Here is a 15,988-nt window from a genome sequence, read left to right on the forward strand (position 1 = left end):
ACAAGGCAAACTGATTGTCGTTCACTCCGTCCGCCCGGCGGACGAGATAAACTACTTTTGATTCATGTTGTCCGCCGGGCGGACGGAGTGAACCAAAAGTAAGGGAAACTTTCCGCCGGGCGGACGAAGCAAACAAAAAGTAGTTGAGGTCATCCGCCGCGCTGACGGAAAAAGGAGAAGTCATTGAAACGGTCGCTTTAAGTGACAAGTAAAAAAGGAAAGAAGGAATTTATGAAGCAAGAAAAGCTCATTGGACTTAAAATTAGTAATCTCCGTCATGCGGAATTCACGCAGTTTATCACTCGTTTTTTAGATGATGTGGAGAAAGAAGCGCTCGACTTTAAGAATGAGGATGTCATTACCGCTCTCGTCAAGAAGATAAAAGCAGCCTTGCCTGCTTATCAAGCCTCTCTCGGTCAGATTCGGGCGAGTGAAAAATCAGCTTCGATTAGTGCGGCTGACGAATTGCGCGACGCTGATTTGCAAGCTCTTCGCGATGCGCTGAAACCTTATCGGGCAGCCAAGCGGGAAGAGGAAAAGGCAGCTTATGCCAGCTTGAAACGCTTGTTTGACCAATACAAAGACGCTCATCAGAAGCATTACGAGGAAGAAACCGCCCTCGTTGTCAGCTTACTGGACAAGCTAAAAACAGCCCCATATAAGGAGCAGGTGGGGACTTTAGCGCTTGGAAAATTCGTTGAAAATCTGACCGAAAGTCACTCAGCTTTTGAACAACTCTTTGCCTCTCGCTCCCAAGAGAAATTGCAAAAAGTGAGCTATGATGTCAAGCGATTGCGCAAAGAAGTGGCGACGCCTTACCAACAGTTGGCGGACTATGTGGTGATTTTGCACCAAGTCAAAGACGATAGCTTTTATGCGACCTTCCTTTCCGTGCTCAATAACAGCCGCAAGCACTATGCAGATGTCCTTGCCCGTCGCAAGGGTAAAGAGCCTAAAGCAGAAGCAGGAAAAGTAGCAGAAATCAACTAACATTTCTCCTTCATCTTACTTGAAGTTTGTCTGTCAGAGTGGTAGGATAAAGACGAAGAGGAACGAGCAGAAAATTAGAAAGTGTGATGGGATGATACGATTTCATTTTAATAACGAATTTTGGTTTCGGTGGCGGTTTTATCTGTTGAGCATGATGATATTCGTTTCCTTGGTTGTTGAACCTTATGCGAAATTAGACGTGTTCAATGTGATTTATTTTGCTGTATTGGGAACATTTTTGCTTTTGCAGATCTTTGTGCCAGAGTGTTCGCATAAGCGGTCCTATCCAGTAGGCAGCTATCACTTTAACTGGGAATTTTATAATGAAACTTCCTTGTATCTGATGATTTATTTTTCACGTTCCCTCTACTCTGGTCCGAGAAGCAGCCATGATGTGTGGTACTGGATTTTTCTGGTAGCAGCTATTCTGATTATTTTCAGTTTTCTTATCAAAAAAGAAAAAGAAGAGAAGAGTGAAGAATAAGATTGCGGTAGCTTCTAGTTTCTATTTCATTCTACAGACATTTATTAAACATCTCCAGAAAATGGGGGTGTTTTGTTTTCTTTAAGTTTTCTTTAGCTTTCTTTTAAGGATTTGCCCGTAAACTACGTAGATAAAGAACGACAAAGGAGAGCAATCTCATGGCTAAAAAAACATTTAAAGATAAATTTCAACGGATAGAAACCAAGTACGTCATCTCAAAGGAAACGTTGGCAGATTTGCTACAGGAGTTTGAAGCGTATATGGCAGAAGATGAGCACGCCTATTCAACGATTGGCAACCTCTACTATGATACACCGACCTATCAGATGATTCGGGAGTCTTTGGAGAAGCCTTATTTCAAGGAAAAATTGCGCGTGCGCACTTATGATGCTAGCCCTCAGGCTGATAGCCAAGTCTTTTTGGAAATCAAGAAAAAAGTGCGCAAGGTCGTGTATAAACGTCGGATTGCGACTGAGTTGTTGACAGCAGAGCAGTATCTCGCAGGGGAATGCCAGCTTGAGGATTCGCAGATTAAACAGGAAATCGAATGGCTTTGTGAGCGTTACGGTGGCGTGCAGCCCATGATGTATATCTACTACAACCGCTACTCTTTAAAAGGCTTAGAAAACTCCAATGTGCGGATTACCATTGACTATGATGTGGCTTATCGGACGAAAAATTTGAGTTTACTGGCAGGAAAAGACGGCAAGAACCTTCTTCCTGACAACCATGTCATCATGGAAATCAAGGTGCCGGGGGCGTATCCACTCTGGCTGGCAGAGATTCTGGATCGTCACCACGTTTTTCCAAAGTCTTTCTCAAAATACGGGGTTGCCTACAAGAAAACAACCGACTACAAAGGAGTAATCAATCATGTTCGATCAGCTATTTAGTGATGTCTTTACAGGGACAACGGTCAATCCAGCCAGTATGTTTGGTGCGATTGGTGTTGCCTTAGTGCTGGGGCTGATATTAGCCAAGGTCTATCAGTACAAAACCATTTACAGCAAGTCCTTTATGATGACCTTGGTTATGCTGCCGACTTTGATTGCCATTGTCATTTTCCTAGTCAATGGCAGTCTGGGTGCAGGGGTTGCGGTCATGGGGGCTTTCGGCTTGATTCGCTTTCGTTCAGCACCGGGCGGTGCTAAGGAATTGCTGGCGATTTTCCTTGCGATGACGATTGGGATTGCTGTCGGTATGGGCTATCTTGTCTTTGCCAGCGTCTTTACGATCATCATGTCGGTTGTCATGTTGTTGCTGGAAACGGTGAATTTCGGGCAGATGAAACATTCCATGCGCCAAGTGACCGTTGTCATTCCAGAAAGTTTGGACTATGAGACGGTCTTTGATGACATCTTTCAAAAGGCGACCAACTATGTTGAACCAGCAAATGTCAAAACGTCTGATATGGGAAGTCTGTTCAAGATTAAGTATATTGTCCAATTAAATGGTACAATGACAGAGAAAGAGTTAATGGATGCTTTGCGCACGCGAAATGGGAATTTAGAGATTGCCATTAGCCGCTATGTCACAAAAGAAAATGAACTATAAAAGGAGGACAGCCATGAGAAGATCAACCTCAAAACGAAAACAGTTCAAACGTTTGATTCCACTTGTCCTATTGACAGTTGCTTTAGGGGCGTGCAGTATGACAAACACCAACTCAACCGGCACTAGCTCTTCTAGCACAAGTAAGACAACAACCACCAAGATGTCTGATTACTTTACTAAGCGTGACCAAGATGCTTCTTATGATGAATCAAAAGCAACTAAGATTAGCCTAAATGGTTCATCTGCCAAGACTTCTGGTTCTGGTGCGGAAGTGTCCGGCTCTACAGTGACGATTACCAAAGCTGGGACTTATGTCTTATCTGGTTCAAGTGAGAATGTCCAAGTTGTCGTTAAAGTTGGCGACCAAGACAAGGTTCAGCTCGTGCTGAATGGAGTCACGATGACCGGAACAGATGCTGCTATTGTCGTAGAAAATGCAGATAAAACTTTTATCACGCTTGCAAAGGGCAGCAAGAACACGATTTCGGATTCTGCTAATCACAAGAATACAGACTATGACGCTGCGATTTACAGCAAGGACGACCTCACTTTCAATGGTTCTGGTAGTCTGACGGTAGAAGGCAAGTATGGCAATGCTATTGAATCCAATGATGATTTGCGCATTACAGGCGGAACCTACACGATTAAAGGTTATAAAAACGCCCTTTCAGCGAATGACGCAATCAATATCAAAGACGCGACAATGAATTTGACTGCAACGGAAGATGCCATTCACGCGGATAATGATGAAGACACATCGCTAGGCAATTTCTATATCCAGTCTGGAAAGATTACCATTAACGCTGGAGATGACGGTATTCACGCTTCTAATACGGCTCTTATTGACGGCGGTACGATTAAGGTTGAAAAGAGCGAAGAAGCGCTAGAAGGCAAGACCGTCACCATTAACGGTGGGGATTTAGACTTGACAGCCAATGACGACGGAATCAATGCCGCAGACGGTAGCAGCAGCGAGAGCGCTCCAGGGCAAGCGACCGCTGGTGTCAGTCTGACCATCACAGGTGGTAAGGTCAAGGTTAGTGCTCAAGGGGACGGCTTGGATTCTAACGGGGATTTGACCATTTCAGGTGGTGAAGTCTATGTGGACGGGCCGACAAATGGTGGCAATGGCGCTCTTGACTATGACGGAAATGGCACCATTACTGGCGGAACCGTTGTAATGGTCGGCAGCAATGGCATGGCAATGGGCTTTGGCTCAAATTCTAAGCAAGCTTCCATCCTTGCGAATGTGTCTGGTAGTGCTGGGGACAAGGTGACGATTACCGATTCGTCAGGCAAAGAAATCCTCAGCTATACCGCTGCTAAAAATTTCCAATCCGTTCTCGCTAGCTCAGCTGCTATCAAAGACGGTGAAAGCTACACCATTACAGTCAATGGACAAAGCACGACCGCAACAGCTAGCCTGACTACCCAAGATGGAAACGGCATGGGCGGAGGTCCTGGCGTACGGTGACGATAGACAAAAGAGGCTGGAAAACCCAACCTCTTTCGTTTGACCTTTGCTTAATCGTCAAGGTGTGATAGTGTTTTAATCGCTAACCATTGTGATAGGATTAAAACTAAGAAAAATATATGAAATAATAAATCACGTATAATTGGCATATTTCTACAAATAAATAAAGAAATGAAAGGGGAACAAACAAACCAAATAGCTTGAAAAATAACAATCTTTTTTTTCATACTTAATAACTCCTATTTCCATGATAATATAATGGACTGTGGTAACTAGATGTATCAGCAACTCCGACATTAAAGCTACCAACCTGACCAATACCAATTCCAGCTCCGATTGAAGTGGTTGTTGATGTATTTCTATACAAATGACCGTTTAAAGTAAAGTGTATTCTATTGGCATCGGGTAAAGCGTATTGAAAATTTCCTTGGAATATTAAACTTCCAGAATAATAACCTGCATAAACAATTCGTTTTATTCCTCTAAACCAACCGCTTTTACTAACTTCACAATAAAAATAGACATGTCCTGCATTATTTGGAATATAAGAAATTAACGTATCATCTTGATATGTAGCACCACGTAACACTACATATGAAGTTTCTTCATTTAGCTGAGCATTTCTAGCTTGAGAAGTGCTCTTATTGGGGAATAAAGTACGTTCAGCTTCTGCAAAACTAACGCCTGTATTACTAACATAATTGGCTAAGATTTCATCTTTAGTAACTGTTACAACATCAAAATTTTTAACAGTAGTTTCATCAGCTTTTACAGTCGTTCCAATGCCAAAGGCTAGAACTAAGAAACTTAAAAAGCTAATAAACATTAAACCTAAACGCCTCATAGTGTTTCCTCCTTTTTATAAAATCAAATTGATAAAACTACAGCTCTAATTATAAATCCTCCCTTCTGACGAACTGCTTAAAGAATTCCCCTTTTTTCACTTTCAATATATCACAAAAATAAGAAGAAACAAGTCTATTTTTGAAAAAAATTTATGATATAATAAAGTTGATAACGTTAAAAAAACTAGAGCGAAACAACTCTAGTTTTTTGCATGCTCAGCCTAAAATCTCTAGAATCTCTGTCAAATTATCAACAGTCCAATCTGGTGCTTCTGCTGGATTCGTTACGTGGGTCAAGCGGCTAAATCTCTGTCGGATCCAAATGGTTTGCATTCCAAGTTGTTTAGCCGGAAGAATATCATTGTACAAACGGTCGCCAATCATCACAGCGCCTTCAGCTAAGCAGTTCGCTTGTTGGAGAGCTAACTCAAAAATAGCGAGATCAGGTTTTGCCAAGCCAACATCGGCAGAGGAAATCACCAGATCAATCCAAGAATCAATACCAAATCTTCCCAATCTTGCTTGCAAGTTCGGTAACTGGTTGGCAATAATCCCAATCTTGTAGTGCTGGTGGAGAGTTTTCAGCGCTTGCTTGCAGTCAGGATACAGCACCTCTAAATCAGACCTCCAAGACGGACGCTTCAGACCATAATCGTTCAGAGCCTCCGCATCGCCCTTTTTGTTTTCCTTAAAATAGTGAATCATAGTTTGATAAAATGCTGCATAAGAAATGTGAGTATCCGCAATAGCCTGCTCAATCCGATCTTGGTAGGCTTTTTCTTCATTTACCAAAGTTGAGCCAACATCAAAGAATAACCAATGAATCTGTTTCATGCGAAACCTCTAATAAAGATTGATGTCTCCGCTGACAGCTTGGATAGTAAGAGAATCTGTAGAAGTTGATACTTTATGACGGATTGTGTTGCCAACGATTTGGTGGCTCGGCTGGAGCTGATCAGAGATAGAAATGTCTCCGTGCACTGTTTCAAGATCATAGCTGAAATCATGGTGCAGCAGATGAAGTGAAATATCTCCGCTTGTTGTTTGAATAGAGGTTTTACCAGCAATTTCTAAAGAATGCGTGTCGAGATCCCCTGACACGAGAGATAGCTTACAATCCGTTAATTTGACATGTGCTAGATGAATATCACCACTGATAAGGGTAACATTGGTCTGTTGCAAATGGCAATGACGCATGGTCAAATCACCACTTGAAAGCTCAATCGTTCCTTTTTGTGTTTGAAGATGAGATACAGCTACATCACCAGAAGTTGCTTGAAGTGAGAATGACTGAAGAATCTTGCCATTCGGGATTTGAATGCAAATAGGATGATTATCAAAACCGTTTTTCATGACGTTAATAATCCAGTCCAAACCACTATAATGCGTGTTGCCTTTTTCTGTAATGTGCCACTTCTCGTTTTGAACAGTAGAAATGATTTGATTGTTGCCTTTTCCATTATAGTATTTGATGTGGAAAAAATCATCAGGTGAAGGCTCAATCAGAATATCTTGCGTGGTGACATCAATATGTAATTCAGAGATTGTTGCATAGTCTTCAAAGATATAAGCATTGTCGGTATATGATTGGTGATTGTGTGCAGATGACTGGTGTTGAGGACGAGTTGACATTTCTTCTGCTTGATTTGATGAAAGTGAGCGAATAATCTCTTCTGCTGCGTCTTTGGGATCTCCCAACTCCTCAATGACTTGTGCTTCATTTTCAGGTCCGGCTTCTTCAAAGTATTCCGTAAAATAATCCATTGCTTCTTTATAATCTGCTTCTGGCAATGTTTTCAAGTATTTCTCTAGTGCGGCTAAATAGTCAGTTTTTGTCATGGCGAATGTTCCCTTCTATGATACCGTTGACTGTCGCTGTATATAACTCCCACTCCCTTTTAAGGGTGTTTAACTGCTTTCGCCCTTCTGGAGTAAGGGAGTAATACTTCCGTTTTCGACCTTGATATTCTTGCGAGTAAGTCGTTAAATAACGATTTTTTTCTAACTTTTTCAAAATAGGATATAAGGTTGATTCCTTGATATTGGCAATCAATTTAATCGTTTGGCTAACCTCATAGCCATAGGAATCTTCGCTTTCCAAAATCGCTAGAATGAGAAATTCAATCAAGGTAGAAGATGTTGGAAAATACATGAGCACCTCCTATATATAATATTTTTATATATAATTTTTCTATACATAGTATAGTTCTTTTTCTTTTTAAAGTCAAGAAAATATATAAAATTTTTATATATTATCAAAAGTTGCTGTTAGTAGACGTATTTTTTCAGCTAACTGTGTCAAGAAGTATCTGTGATTTCCCTAGGTTTGTTGTAAATAAACCTTAATTCTAGCTTAATTCCTCAATTAAAGAATGTTTTGTATTGAAAAATAGCGTTAGAAAATGGTAAAATATATTAAGTCTTATCTAGAAGTAAGACAAAAGTGATGAATATGATGAAAAAACATAAAATAATTTTTAAATTTCTTGGACAGACGCTGCTTTATTTTGTGATATTTCTAGCGTTGCTTTATTTCTTTAATTATCTTGGTCAAGGCCAAGGTGGTTTTATCTATAATGAATTTTAGGAGCAGACTGTGACCAATTCAGTAATTAACGACATGATTGAAACGATTGAGCATTTTGCTCAGTCTCAACCAGATTTTCCAGTTTACAATGTCCTCGGAGAAGCTCATACTTATCATGATTTGAAAGTGGACTCGGATTCGCTCGCTGCAAAGATTGATAGTCTTGCGCTTCCTGAAAAGTCACCAGTGGTGGTGTTTGGTGGACAAGAATACGACATGTTAGCAACCTTTGTAGCTTTGACGAAGTCAGGACATGCTTATATTCCGATTGATAGTCATTCAGCTCTGGAGCGCGTGACAGCGATTGTGGAAGTGGCACAGCCTAGTCTCATTATTGCAATCAATGACTTTCCGCTGAAAGATGTGACGATTCCGATTCTTGATGTAACAACAGTTCAAGTAGCTTTTGCAGCCAAACATCCTTACGAAATTACACACCCTGTTAAAGGTGATGCGAATTACTATATCATTTTCACCTCAGGAACGACTGGAAAGCCAAAGGGTGTGCAAATCTCGCACGATAATTTGCTTAGCTTTACCAACTGGATGATTACAGATAAGGAATTTGCGACTCCAGCTCGTCCGCAAATGTTGGCGCAGCCACCTTACTCTTTTGATTTATCAGTTATGTACTGGGCGCCAACCTTGGCACTTGGAGGAACACTTTTTGCAGTTCCGTCTGCCATTACGCAAGATTTCAAGCAGCTGTTTGAGACTATTTTGAATTTGCCAATCGCTATTTGGACATCCACGCCGTCTTTTGCAGACATGGCAATGCTGTCTGAAGATTTCAATGCTGAAAAAATGCCAGGCATTACACATTTCTACTTTGACGGAGAAGAATTGACGGTTAAAACGGCTCAAAAATTGCGTGACCGTTTTCCAAATGCACGTATTATCAATGCTTACGGTCCGACAGAAGCAACTGTGGCTCTATCTGCCGTTGCTATAACGGATGATATGCTGACAAATATGAAACGCTTGCCGATTGGCTATACCAAAGCAGATTCTCCAACTTTTGTGATTGATGAAGACGGAAACAAATTGCCAAATGGTGAGCAAGGAGAAATCATTATATCTGGACCAGCTGTATCAAAAGGCTATATGAACAATCCAGAGAAAACAGCCGAAGCATTCTTTGAATTTGAAGGGTTACCAGCTTATCATACAGGTGATGTTGGTACTATGACAGATGAAGGTTTACTGCTTTATGGCGGTCGTATGGATTTCCAAATCAAGTTCAACGGTTTTCGTATTGAATTAGAAGATGTTTCCCAAAACCTGAACAAGTCTCAATATGTGGACTCAGCTGTGGCTGTACCGCGTTACAATAAAGATCATAAAGTACAAAACCTTCTAGCCTATGTCATCCTGAAGGACGGGGTTAAGGAACAATTTGAGCGTGAGATTGACATCACCAAAGCTATCAAAGAAGATTTGCAAGATATTATGATGTCTTATATGATGCCTTCCAAATTCCTTTATCGGGATTCCTTGCCATTGACACCAAATGGTAAGATTGATATTAAAGGTTTGATTAGCGAGGTCAACAACCGATGATGGATTTCATAAGACAGCTTCCTCACTTGGAACCGTACGGGGATCCGCAGTATTTTGTTTATATCATTTTAGCCGTTTTGCCAATCTTTGTTGGTTTATTCTTCAAAAAAAGATTTCCCATTTATGAAGCTCTGGTCAGCTTTGCTTTTATCATTTTTATGCTGACTGGACCGAAGTTAACGCAAATTTATGCGCTACTGTTTTACGTTATTTGGCAGATGATTTGGGTTTGGTCTTACAAAATTTATCGAAAAGCAAGAGACAGCAAGTGGATATTCTACTTGCAAATTGCTCTCTCTATCTTGCCGCTTTTCCTTGTAAAAGTGACGCCGGCGATTGATGGACATCAATCACTCTTAGGCTTTTTGGGAATTTCTTATTTGACTTTTCGTTCAGTAGGAATGATTATTGAGCTGCGAGATGGCGTACTAAAAGACTTTAGCTTATGGGATTTTCTACGTTTCATGCTCTTTATGCCGACTTTTTCAAGTGGGCCGATTGATCGTTTTAAGCGGTTCAATCAAGATTATGAAAATATCCCTGAGCGTGATGAACTGCTAGATATGTTGGAGCAATCCGTTCAATACATAATGCTTGGCTTTCTATACAAGTTTATCTTGGCACATATTTTAGGCTCAATGATTTTGCCTCCTCTCAAGCAATATGCGGTGCAAATGGGTGGTATCTTCAACCTGCCAACTCTAGGAGTGATGTATGTATTTGGATTGGATTTATTTTTTGACTTTGCGGGTTATTCCATGTTTGCCCTCGCTATTTCCAATCTAATGGGCATTAAAAGTCCGATTAACTTTAATAAACCTTTCGTTTCGCGCGATTTGAAAGAGTTTTGGAATCGTTGGCACATGAGTCTGTCTTTCTGGTTCCGTGATTTTGTATTTATGCGGCTGGTCACAGTACTTATCCGAAATAAAGTATTTAAAAATCGGAACACCACTTCAAGCGTAGCTTATATCATCAACATGCTAGTCATGGGCTTTTGGCACGGGGTTACTTGGTATTACATTGCTTATGGACTCTTTCATGGTCTAGGGCTCGTTATCAATGACGCTTGGGTGCGAAAGAAGAAGACCGTCAATAAAGAACGGAAAAAGAAGAATTTGCCACCATTGCCAGATAACAAATGGACACAAGCAGTGGGGATGTTTATCACCTTTAATGTTGTAATGTTTTCATTCTTAATCTTCTCAGGATTTTTGAATGACTTATGGTTTAAAAAATAAAAAAGGAGTTCTCTAATGGACGTAAAAGCAGAAGTATTAGAAATTATTGATGATTTATTTATGGAAGATGTATCAGACATGATGGACGAAGATTTGTTTGATGCAGGAGTTCTGGACAGTATGGGTACTGTGGAATTGATTGTTGAGCTAGAAAACCATTTTGACATTCATGTTCCCGTCTCAGAATTTGGTCGTGATGATTGGAATACGGCTAATAAAATTATTGAAGGCGTAACGGAGCTTCGCAATGCTTAAACGATTGTGGCTCATTTTAGGTCCAGTTTTCTGCGCCCTTTTGATGGTGGTGGCTTTACTATTTTTCTACCCAACCAAGCAACAACATGATTACCAAGCTGAAAAGCGCTCAGCTGTTACTTTGACGGCGGGAAGTTTCAAGGGAAGAACACAAAAAGTACGTACTTTGACAGATAAAAAGCACCGCTTTGTTCCTTACTTTGGTTCAAGTGAATGGCTGCGCTTTGACAGCATGCATCCTGCGGTTTTGTCAGAAAAATACAACCGCAATTACCGTCCGTATTTTTTGGGGCAACGTGCCGCAGCGTCTCTTACACAATATTTTGGTATGCAGCAGCTGCTTCCTCAACTGAAAAATAAAACAGTCGTGTATGTGGTCTCTCCTCAATGGTTTACCAAAAAAGGCTACAGTCCAGCAGCATTTCAACAATATTTTAATAGTGATCAATTGACCAGTTTCTTGCGTCAGCAAGAAGGAGATATTGCTGCTCAGTATGCGGCTAAGCGTCTCTTACAACTGTATCCGACAGTGGCTATGAAAGACAATGTAAAAAAAGTCGCTGCTAATCAGAAACTGTCAAATTTTGACAAGCAATATATTCGTCTTATTAGTCGTTTGAATCAGCGGGAGGATGCTCTTTTTAGCTCACTATTTGCCGAACGCAATGCAAATTATGAAAAATTGGTTCAGCCTCAAGTCAAGCGTTTACCAAATAAATTTTCCTACGAGGATTTAGAAAAATTTGCTATTAAAGATGCACAAAAAAATACCAACAATAATAACTTGGGAATTGATAATAAGTTCTATCGTCGCCGTTTGCGAAAGCATTTAAAGAAGCTCAAAGGTTCGCAGGGAAAGCTATCCTATGTCAAGTCTCCTGAGTATAATGACTTACAGCTTGTTTTGAAGCAATTTGCCAAGTCAAAAACGAATCCAATCTTTGTTATTCCCCCTGTCAATGCAAAGTGGATGGCCTATACTGGTTTGAGTCAAGAAAAGTACCAACAAGCGGTGAAGAAAATTCGTTATCAGTTGGAAAGCCAAGGTTTTACCAATATTGCAGACTTTTCAAACGATGGTGGGAAACCTTATTTTATGCAGGACACCATTCACATGGGCTGGCTTGGCTGGCTGGCGTTTGATAAGGCTGTCAATCCTTTTATTTCCAATCCAAAGCCTGCTCCGACTTACCGGATGAATGATCGATTCTTCAGCAAAGAATGGGCAAATTATGACGGAGCAATTGAGAATTTTAAATAAGAAAAAGAAAACACGAACAAAGATTTTAACTAGTTGGTTGCTAGTTTGCTTGTCCGTGTTTTATTTTGGGGAACTATATAGCAGTTTACGCCAATTACAATATGTAGTATTTTAAAACAAGATTTTGTAAATTTGACAACTATACTTTGCGGTTGTGTAAACAGGTATATAATTCCCTTAATTTTTATATGGAGAACTAGAGAATTTTATGAATCCGTTCATTTTTCTATTGTATTTTGGAAAGATAGCTGTTAATCCAAGACGTATTGCTCTATTGCTTGAGCAACTCCTCCCTCATTGTTTGTCAGAGTGACTATAGTAGCTTGCTCTTTGACTGCTTTAGGAGCATTTCCCATAGCCACGCCTAATCCGGCCAATTTCAGCATGGGGAGATCGTTGAAGTTATCACCGATTGCCATGACTTGCTGGAGAGGGATTTGGTAAAAATGAGCAATCTCTTGAAGAGCATTTTCCTTAGAAACCTGTTTAGCTGTAACTTCTAGATAATTCTCTTTTGAAAGATAAAAGGCTGTTTTAGGAAAATCTGTGTTTTGCAGATAGTCGTGAAGATTTTGAATGATGACTGCTTCACCTATCAGAAGAAGTTTGTGAATAGAAGCACGCCCTTCTACAACAGAAACTAGAGATTGAAGGATAGGATTTTCACCGGTAATATCTGCTTCTTCCTGAACCCATTTGTCAATCTGTTCAGCAAACCAATCCTTTCCTGTATAGAGATTGATAGCTACAGCTGGAAACTTCTCTTGGACGAGCTCTAGCAGACAACGAACTTCTTTTTTATCCAAAGCGTGTTCCATTAAAATATCATAATTCTGAGGATTTCCTTTGATGACAAGAGCGCCATTGTAGCAAGCCAATGGATTGTCAATGAGACCAAGCTGCTGTGCGATTGGCTCCATGCCAAGTGGTGAACGTGCAGATGCCAACACAAAAGGGATTCCTTTTTCCTGCAAAAGAGGAAGCTGTGTTTTTAGCTGATAATCAACTTGGTGTTGGTCATTTAAAATAGTACCGTCAATATCGCTTATGACAAGGCGGATAGGTCGTTTGTTCATAAAATTTCTTCCTTATAAGCATGATATCATTGTGGGGTGATAATCAGAATGTTCATTTTTCTTCTTTGTTATTATTTTAACACAAAAAAGAATTTTTGAAAGCGGTTTAGCTGTTTTCTATTAAGACAAATTTAAGCAAAACAAGGTATCTTATAACTAATCCTAAAAAAACTTTTTTCATCATAATCTCCTAAACAAAAAAGCAGTCTTTCTCGATTGCTTTTTTGTATGGAATTCATGTTATAATGAAATCATGTTATCAAAAGAATTTAAACACATCATGCAGACAGATACAGTCGCAACGGCTAAGTCCTTGTTAGGTATGCAATTGTGCTTAGACGGACAAGTGTTGGGACGAATTGTTGAGACAGAAGCCTATTTGGGAGCTAAAGATAGTGCTTGTCATAGTGCGCATGGCAAACGCACATCGAAAAACGAGTCTATGTATTTATCTGCTGGACACTGGTATGTCTATCAAATCTACGGACATCAAATGTTGAATCTAGTCACAAGAGCTGAGAATGTCGCAGAAGCTGTCTTGATTCGAGCCTTGGAATTGCCAGACGGGACATTGCTTGCCAACGGCCCAGGAAAATTAACCAAATTTGCAGGGATTACCAAGGAATTTGATGGTCAAGGTTTGACCACTTCAAGATTGCAATTGGTAGGAAATGCTGTCCCGTTTCAAATTGGCTCGCGCTCTCGAATTGGCGTGACCTGTACAGATGAATGGCGAGCTGCGCCTCTAGGCTTTTATGTTATGGGCAATCGGCATGTTTCTAAAATTTCGAAGGTAGGTTTATTGCCAGATTCTAAGACATGGAAAATAGATAATTAAAAAAACAGAGTGGAGAAAAGAGTCCAACAACTGAAAAAGGTTCACTCTCCATTCTGTTTTTGATTTTTATAAAATTTGATCAGATTTTTCTACATAAAAGAGGGCAATAATCATAATGATTGTAAGAATGAGCAAGACACATACAGCAGGTAGCCAAGAATGGAAGAAATCGGCACTATAACCAAATAGAGCTGGTCCAAAAGCAGCTAGTAAATAACCACCTGTTTGTGCTAAGCCAGATAGCTGAGCAGTTTGTTCAGGGCTACTCGTTTTTGTTGAAAAAGTAACCATAAGATATGGGAAAAGAGCACTCACAGCTGACCCAATGAGGATATTGGCAATAAGCCAATAAAAGAAATCATTCGTTTGAATTAAGAGCATGCTAATGCCAAAGACACCTGCAGCAGAGATAATTGCTAACATTATCATACGATGACGAGGAGATAGCCGTGTTGTCAAGCTAGGAATGGTCATTGAAAAAGGTAGACTAATCAAGTTAAAGACAGAGGCTAGAACTCCAGCAGAAGCATTTGAAATGCCGGCTTGTGTTGCCATAGTTGGTAGCCAGGTTAGGCAAGTATAAAAAAGCAATGATTGCAAGCCACCAAAAATAATAATAGCCCAAACTTTTTTATTTTTCCAGATAGAGCTACCTTGGTGCTCTTTATTTTTGTTCACTAAGAAATGGTTATAAGATGTATTTGGTAGCCAAATCAAAAATGCTAAAAGACAAACCATTGTCAAAAAAAGGACAAGACCTTGCCATGAAGTTGCTTTTGTTATCGGCACTGCAATAGAAGAAGCAATAGCGGTTGATAGCCCCATAGAGGTTACATACATGGTTGTCAAGAGTCCAATCCGATGCGGTTGATTGGCTTGGATGACACTTGGAAGTAAAACATTAAGTACTGCAATGGAAACTCCAATGAGAATCGTCCCCACATAAAGAAGTGGTAGATTAAAAATCCGAATGAAGGATCCAATGGTAAGCAGAGCAAGGACGAGAGTAAAAAGCCGTTCGAGCCCAATTTTGCTCGCTAAACGCGCCGAAAATGAAGAGCAGAGAGCAAACATGATTAAGGGCAGACTGGTCAAAAGACCGAGGGAATTAACTGAAACATGAAGCCCGTTGGCAATGTCTGTTAAGACAGTTGGAAGCGTTGTAAAGGGCGTCCGCAAAGCGACACCCATCATGATAATTCCTGGTAATAAAAAGATAGAATGTTGTTTTTTCATAAATTCTCCTAGAAGGGTTCTTAAAAAAATTATACCATAGCGATAACCAAAATTATAGCCCTATATTAGTGCATTAGCTCAAGATAGTAGGCTGTAATAGTGGCTTCATCGATTTTATTTCGTTGTCCCAACCACCAAGTAACCGTTTCGATAAAAGTTGTCGTGACATAGTTTTTTAAAAATGGTTCTGGTAAATCAGACTTTTGTATCAATAGCTTTTCGCGAATGAGAGGAAAAAGATAATGCTCTAGTTCTAATTTTAAACGATTGATAAAATAGATGTTTTTCGATAATAATAAAGTGGCTATTTTATCTTGGTTTTTCCTGAAATGGTAAAAAATATGAGCTGTTGCGTTAAAAAGTTCGCTTGCTTGGTAGCGCTCAACAAACGTATGCTGGAACAAATCTTGGCACATTTCTTCAAGTAGTGCCTCTTTTGTCTCAAAATGATCATAGAAAGTCGACCGACCGACATCTGCAAGATCAATGATTTCTTGAACTGTGAGGGACTCATAGCTTTTTTGATTCAAAAGAGTGAGAAAAGCCTGATAAATGGCTGCGCGTGATTTTTTAACTCGTCTATCCAT

18 protein-coding genes are annotated in these 15,988 nt (G+C 40.0%); 11 read left to right on the forward strand and 7 right to left on the reverse strand.

Annotation, left to right across the window (positions count from 1 at the left end; all coding sequences use genetic code 11):
* Positions 1–231: 231 nt before the first annotated feature.
* The 5 genes from HMPREF3249_RS03240 to HMPREF3249_RS03260 all read left to right on the forward strand — a co-directional run bounded on the left by HMPREF3249_RS03240 (position 232) and on the right by HMPREF3249_RS03260 (position 4,502).
* Positions 232–990: a DUF6261 family protein gene (locus tag HMPREF3249_RS03240; protein ID WP_022525255.1), complete on the forward strand. Its 759-nt coding sequence runs from the start codon at positions 232–234 to the stop codon at positions 988–990.
* Between the two features lie 91 nt (positions 991–1,081).
* Positions 1,082–1,474, forward strand: a complete 393-nt coding sequence (locus HMPREF3249_RS03245; RefSeq protein WP_049533144.1) for a hypothetical protein — start codon at positions 1,082–1,084, stop codon at positions 1,472–1,474.
* 158 nt (positions 1,475–1,632) lie between these two features.
* Positions 1,633–2,367, forward strand: coding sequence for a polyphosphate polymerase domain-containing protein (locus HMPREF3249_RS03250; RefSeq protein WP_059221643.1), 735 nt, complete (start codon positions 1,633–1,635; stop codon positions 2,365–2,367).
* Positions 2,348–3,028 (forward strand): DUF4956 domain-containing protein, encoded by a 681-nt coding sequence (locus HMPREF3249_RS03255; RefSeq protein WP_059221641.1) that lies wholly within the window; start codon positions 2,348–2,350, stop codon positions 3,026–3,028. Before HMPREF3249_RS03250 ends, HMPREF3249_RS03255 begins: the two co-directional genes overlap by 20 nt.
* Positions 3,029–3,041: 13 nt before the next feature.
* Positions 3,042–4,502, forward strand: a complete 1,461-nt coding sequence (locus tag HMPREF3249_RS03260; RefSeq protein WP_059221640.1) for a carbohydrate-binding domain-containing protein — start codon at positions 3,042–3,044, stop codon at positions 4,500–4,502.
* 229 nt (positions 4,503–4,731) lie between these two features.
* Here HMPREF3249_RS03260 and HMPREF3249_RS03265 read toward each other — a convergent pair whose 3' ends face one another.
* The 4 genes from HMPREF3249_RS03265 to HMPREF3249_RS03280 form a co-directional block, all read right to left on the reverse strand.
* Positions 4,732–5,346: a hypothetical protein gene (locus HMPREF3249_RS03265; RefSeq protein WP_003027853.1), complete on the reverse strand. Its 615-nt coding sequence runs from the start codon at positions 5,344–5,346 to the stop codon at positions 4,732–4,734.
* Positions 5,347–5,563: 217 nt separating this feature from the next.
* Positions 5,564–6,181: an HAD family hydrolase gene (locus tag HMPREF3249_RS03270; protein WP_003027852.1), complete on the reverse strand. Its 618-nt coding sequence runs from the start codon at positions 6,179–6,181 to the stop codon at positions 5,564–5,566.
* Positions 6,182–6,190: 9 nt separating this feature from the next.
* Complete coding sequence (locus HMPREF3249_RS03275) at positions 6,191–7,186, reverse strand: DUF4097 family beta strand repeat-containing protein (RefSeq protein WP_003027851.1); 996 nt, start codon at positions 7,184–7,186, stop codon at positions 6,191–6,193.
* Complete coding sequence (locus HMPREF3249_RS03280; protein WP_003027850.1) at positions 7,173–7,499, reverse strand: PadR family transcriptional regulator; 327 nt, start codon at positions 7,497–7,499, stop codon at positions 7,173–7,175. Before HMPREF3249_RS03280 ends, HMPREF3249_RS03275 begins: the two co-directional genes overlap by 14 nt.
* Positions 7,500–7,802: 303 nt before the next feature.
* Between HMPREF3249_RS03280 and HMPREF3249_RS03285 the strand changes: the two genes are divergently transcribed.
* The 5 genes from HMPREF3249_RS03285 to dltD are packed head-to-tail and all read left to right on the forward strand — an operon-like array spanning position 7,803 to position 12,251.
* Positions 7,803–7,934, forward strand: coding sequence for a teichoic acid D-Ala incorporation-associated protein DltX (locus HMPREF3249_RS03285; protein WP_021002226.1), 132 nt, complete (start codon positions 7,803–7,805; stop codon positions 7,932–7,934).
* 33 nt (positions 7,935–7,967) lie between these two features.
* Positions 7,968–9,494: a D-alanine--poly(phosphoribitol) ligase subunit DltA gene (gene dltA, locus HMPREF3249_RS03290; protein ID WP_373878935.1), complete on the forward strand. Its 1,527-nt coding sequence runs from the start codon at positions 7,968–7,970 to the stop codon at positions 9,492–9,494.
* The gene (gene dltB / locus HMPREF3249_RS03295; protein WP_059221638.1) at positions 9,491–10,735 is read left to right on the forward strand and encodes a D-alanyl-lipoteichoic acid biosynthesis protein DltB; all 1,245 of its coding nucleotides are present in this window, start codon (positions 9,491–9,493) and stop codon (positions 10,733–10,735) included. The genes dltA and dltB overlap by 4 nt, the downstream gene beginning before the upstream one ends.
* Before the next feature lie 15 nt (positions 10,736–10,750).
* Positions 10,751–10,990 carry a D-alanine--poly(phosphoribitol) ligase subunit DltC gene (gene dltC / locus HMPREF3249_RS03300; RefSeq protein ID WP_003027846.1) on the forward strand — a complete coding sequence of 80 codons (240 nt, stop codon included), beginning with the start codon at positions 10,751–10,753 and terminating at the stop codon, positions 10,988–10,990.
* Positions 10,983–12,251 (forward strand): D-alanyl-lipoteichoic acid biosynthesis protein DltD, encoded by a 1,269-nt coding sequence (gene dltD / locus HMPREF3249_RS03305; protein WP_059221636.1) that lies wholly within the window; start codon positions 10,983–10,985, stop codon positions 12,249–12,251. The genes dltC and dltD overlap by 8 nt, the downstream gene beginning before the upstream one ends.
* Before the next feature lie 251 nt (positions 12,252–12,502).
* Here dltD and HMPREF3249_RS03310 read toward each other — a convergent pair whose 3' ends face one another.
* Complete coding sequence (locus HMPREF3249_RS03310) at positions 12,503–13,327, reverse strand: Cof-type HAD-IIB family hydrolase (RefSeq protein WP_059221634.1); 825 nt, start codon at positions 13,325–13,327, stop codon at positions 12,503–12,505.
* Positions 13,328–13,580: 253 nt separating this feature from the next.
* Here HMPREF3249_RS03310 and HMPREF3249_RS03315 point away from each other — a divergent pair, with 253 nt between their 5' ends.
* Positions 13,581–14,165 carry a DNA-3-methyladenine glycosylase gene (locus HMPREF3249_RS03315; RefSeq protein ID WP_059221632.1) on the forward strand — a complete coding sequence of 195 codons (585 nt, stop codon included), beginning with the start codon at positions 13,581–13,583 and terminating at the stop codon, positions 14,163–14,165.
* Positions 14,166–14,231: 66 nt separating this feature from the next.
* Here the strand turns inward: HMPREF3249_RS03315 and HMPREF3249_RS03320 are convergent, their stop codons facing one another.
* Both HMPREF3249_RS03320 and HMPREF3249_RS03325 read right to left on the reverse strand, forming a co-directional pair.
* Complete coding sequence (locus HMPREF3249_RS03320; protein ID WP_059221630.1) at positions 14,232–15,401, reverse strand: CynX/NimT family MFS transporter; 1,170 nt, start codon at positions 15,399–15,401, stop codon at positions 14,232–14,234.
* 65 nt (positions 15,402–15,466) lie between these two features.
* Positions 15,467–15,988: a TetR/AcrR family transcriptional regulator gene (locus HMPREF3249_RS03325; protein WP_070867487.1), complete on the reverse strand. Its 522-nt coding sequence runs from the start codon at positions 15,986–15,988 to the stop codon at positions 15,467–15,469.

It is taken from the genome of Streptococcus sp. HMSC36C04 (assembly GCF_001839535.1).
Taxonomy (GTDB): Bacteria; Bacillota; Bacilli; order Lactobacillales; family Streptococcaceae; genus Streptococcus; species Streptococcus hominis.

Bases quoted from the DNA above. Each gene is read 5' to 3' on its own strand.
- HMPREF3249_RS03240 (WP_022525255.1), top strand. From the start codon at position 232: ATGAAGCAAGAAAAGCTCATTGGACTTAAAATTAGTAATCTCCGTCAT.
- HMPREF3249_RS03245 (WP_049533144.1), top strand. From the start codon at position 1,082: ATGATACGATTTCATTTTAATAACGAATTTTGGTTTCGGTGGCGGTTT.
- HMPREF3249_RS03250 (WP_059221643.1), top strand. From the start codon at position 1,633: ATGGCTAAAAAAACATTTAAAGATAAATTTCAACGGATAGAAACCAAG.
- HMPREF3249_RS03255 (WP_059221641.1), top strand. From the start codon at position 2,348: ATGTTCGATCAGCTATTTAGTGATGTCTTTACAGGGACAACGGTCAAT.
- HMPREF3249_RS03260 (WP_059221640.1), top strand. From the start codon at position 3,042: ATGAGAAGATCAACCTCAAAACGAAAACAGTTCAAACGTTTGATTCCA.
- HMPREF3249_RS03265 (WP_003027853.1), bottom strand. From the start codon at position 5,346: ATGAGGCGTTTAGGTTTAATGTTTATTAGCTTTTTAAGTTTCTTAGTT.
- HMPREF3249_RS03270 (WP_003027852.1), bottom strand. From the start codon at position 6,181: ATGAAACAGATTCATTGGTTATTCTTTGATGTTGGCTCAACTTTGGTA.
- HMPREF3249_RS03275 (WP_003027851.1), bottom strand. From the start codon at position 7,186: ATGACAAAAACTGACTATTTAGCCGCACTAGAGAAATACTTGAAAACA.
- HMPREF3249_RS03280 (WP_003027850.1), bottom strand. From the start codon at position 7,499: ATGTATTTTCCAACATCTTCTACCTTGATTGAATTTCTCATTCTAGCG.
- HMPREF3249_RS03285 (WP_021002226.1), top strand. From the start codon at position 7,803: ATGAAAAAACATAAAATAATTTTTAAATTTCTTGGACAGACGCTGCTT.
- dltA (WP_373878935.1), top strand. From the start codon at position 7,968: ATGATTGAAACGATTGAGCATTTTGCTCAGTCTCAACCAGATTTTCCA.
- dltB (WP_059221638.1), top strand. From the start codon at position 9,491: ATGATGGATTTCATAAGACAGCTTCCTCACTTGGAACCGTACGGGGAT.
- dltC (WP_003027846.1), top strand. From the start codon at position 10,751: ATGGACGTAAAAGCAGAAGTATTAGAAATTATTGATGATTTATTTATG.
- dltD (WP_059221636.1), top strand. From the start codon at position 10,983: ATGCTTAAACGATTGTGGCTCATTTTAGGTCCAGTTTTCTGCGCCCTT.
- HMPREF3249_RS03310 (WP_059221634.1), bottom strand. From the start codon at position 13,327: ATGAACAAACGACCTATCCGCCTTGTCATAAGCGATATTGACGGTACT.
- HMPREF3249_RS03315 (WP_059221632.1), top strand. From the start codon at position 13,581: ATGTTATCAAAAGAATTTAAACACATCATGCAGACAGATACAGTCGCA.
- HMPREF3249_RS03320 (WP_059221630.1), bottom strand. From the start codon at position 15,401: ATGAAAAAACAACATTCTATCTTTTTATTACCAGGAATTATCATGATG.
- HMPREF3249_RS03325 (WP_070867487.1), bottom strand. From the start codon at position 15,988: ATGGATAGACGAGTTAAAAAATCACGCGCAGCCATTTATCAGGCTTTT.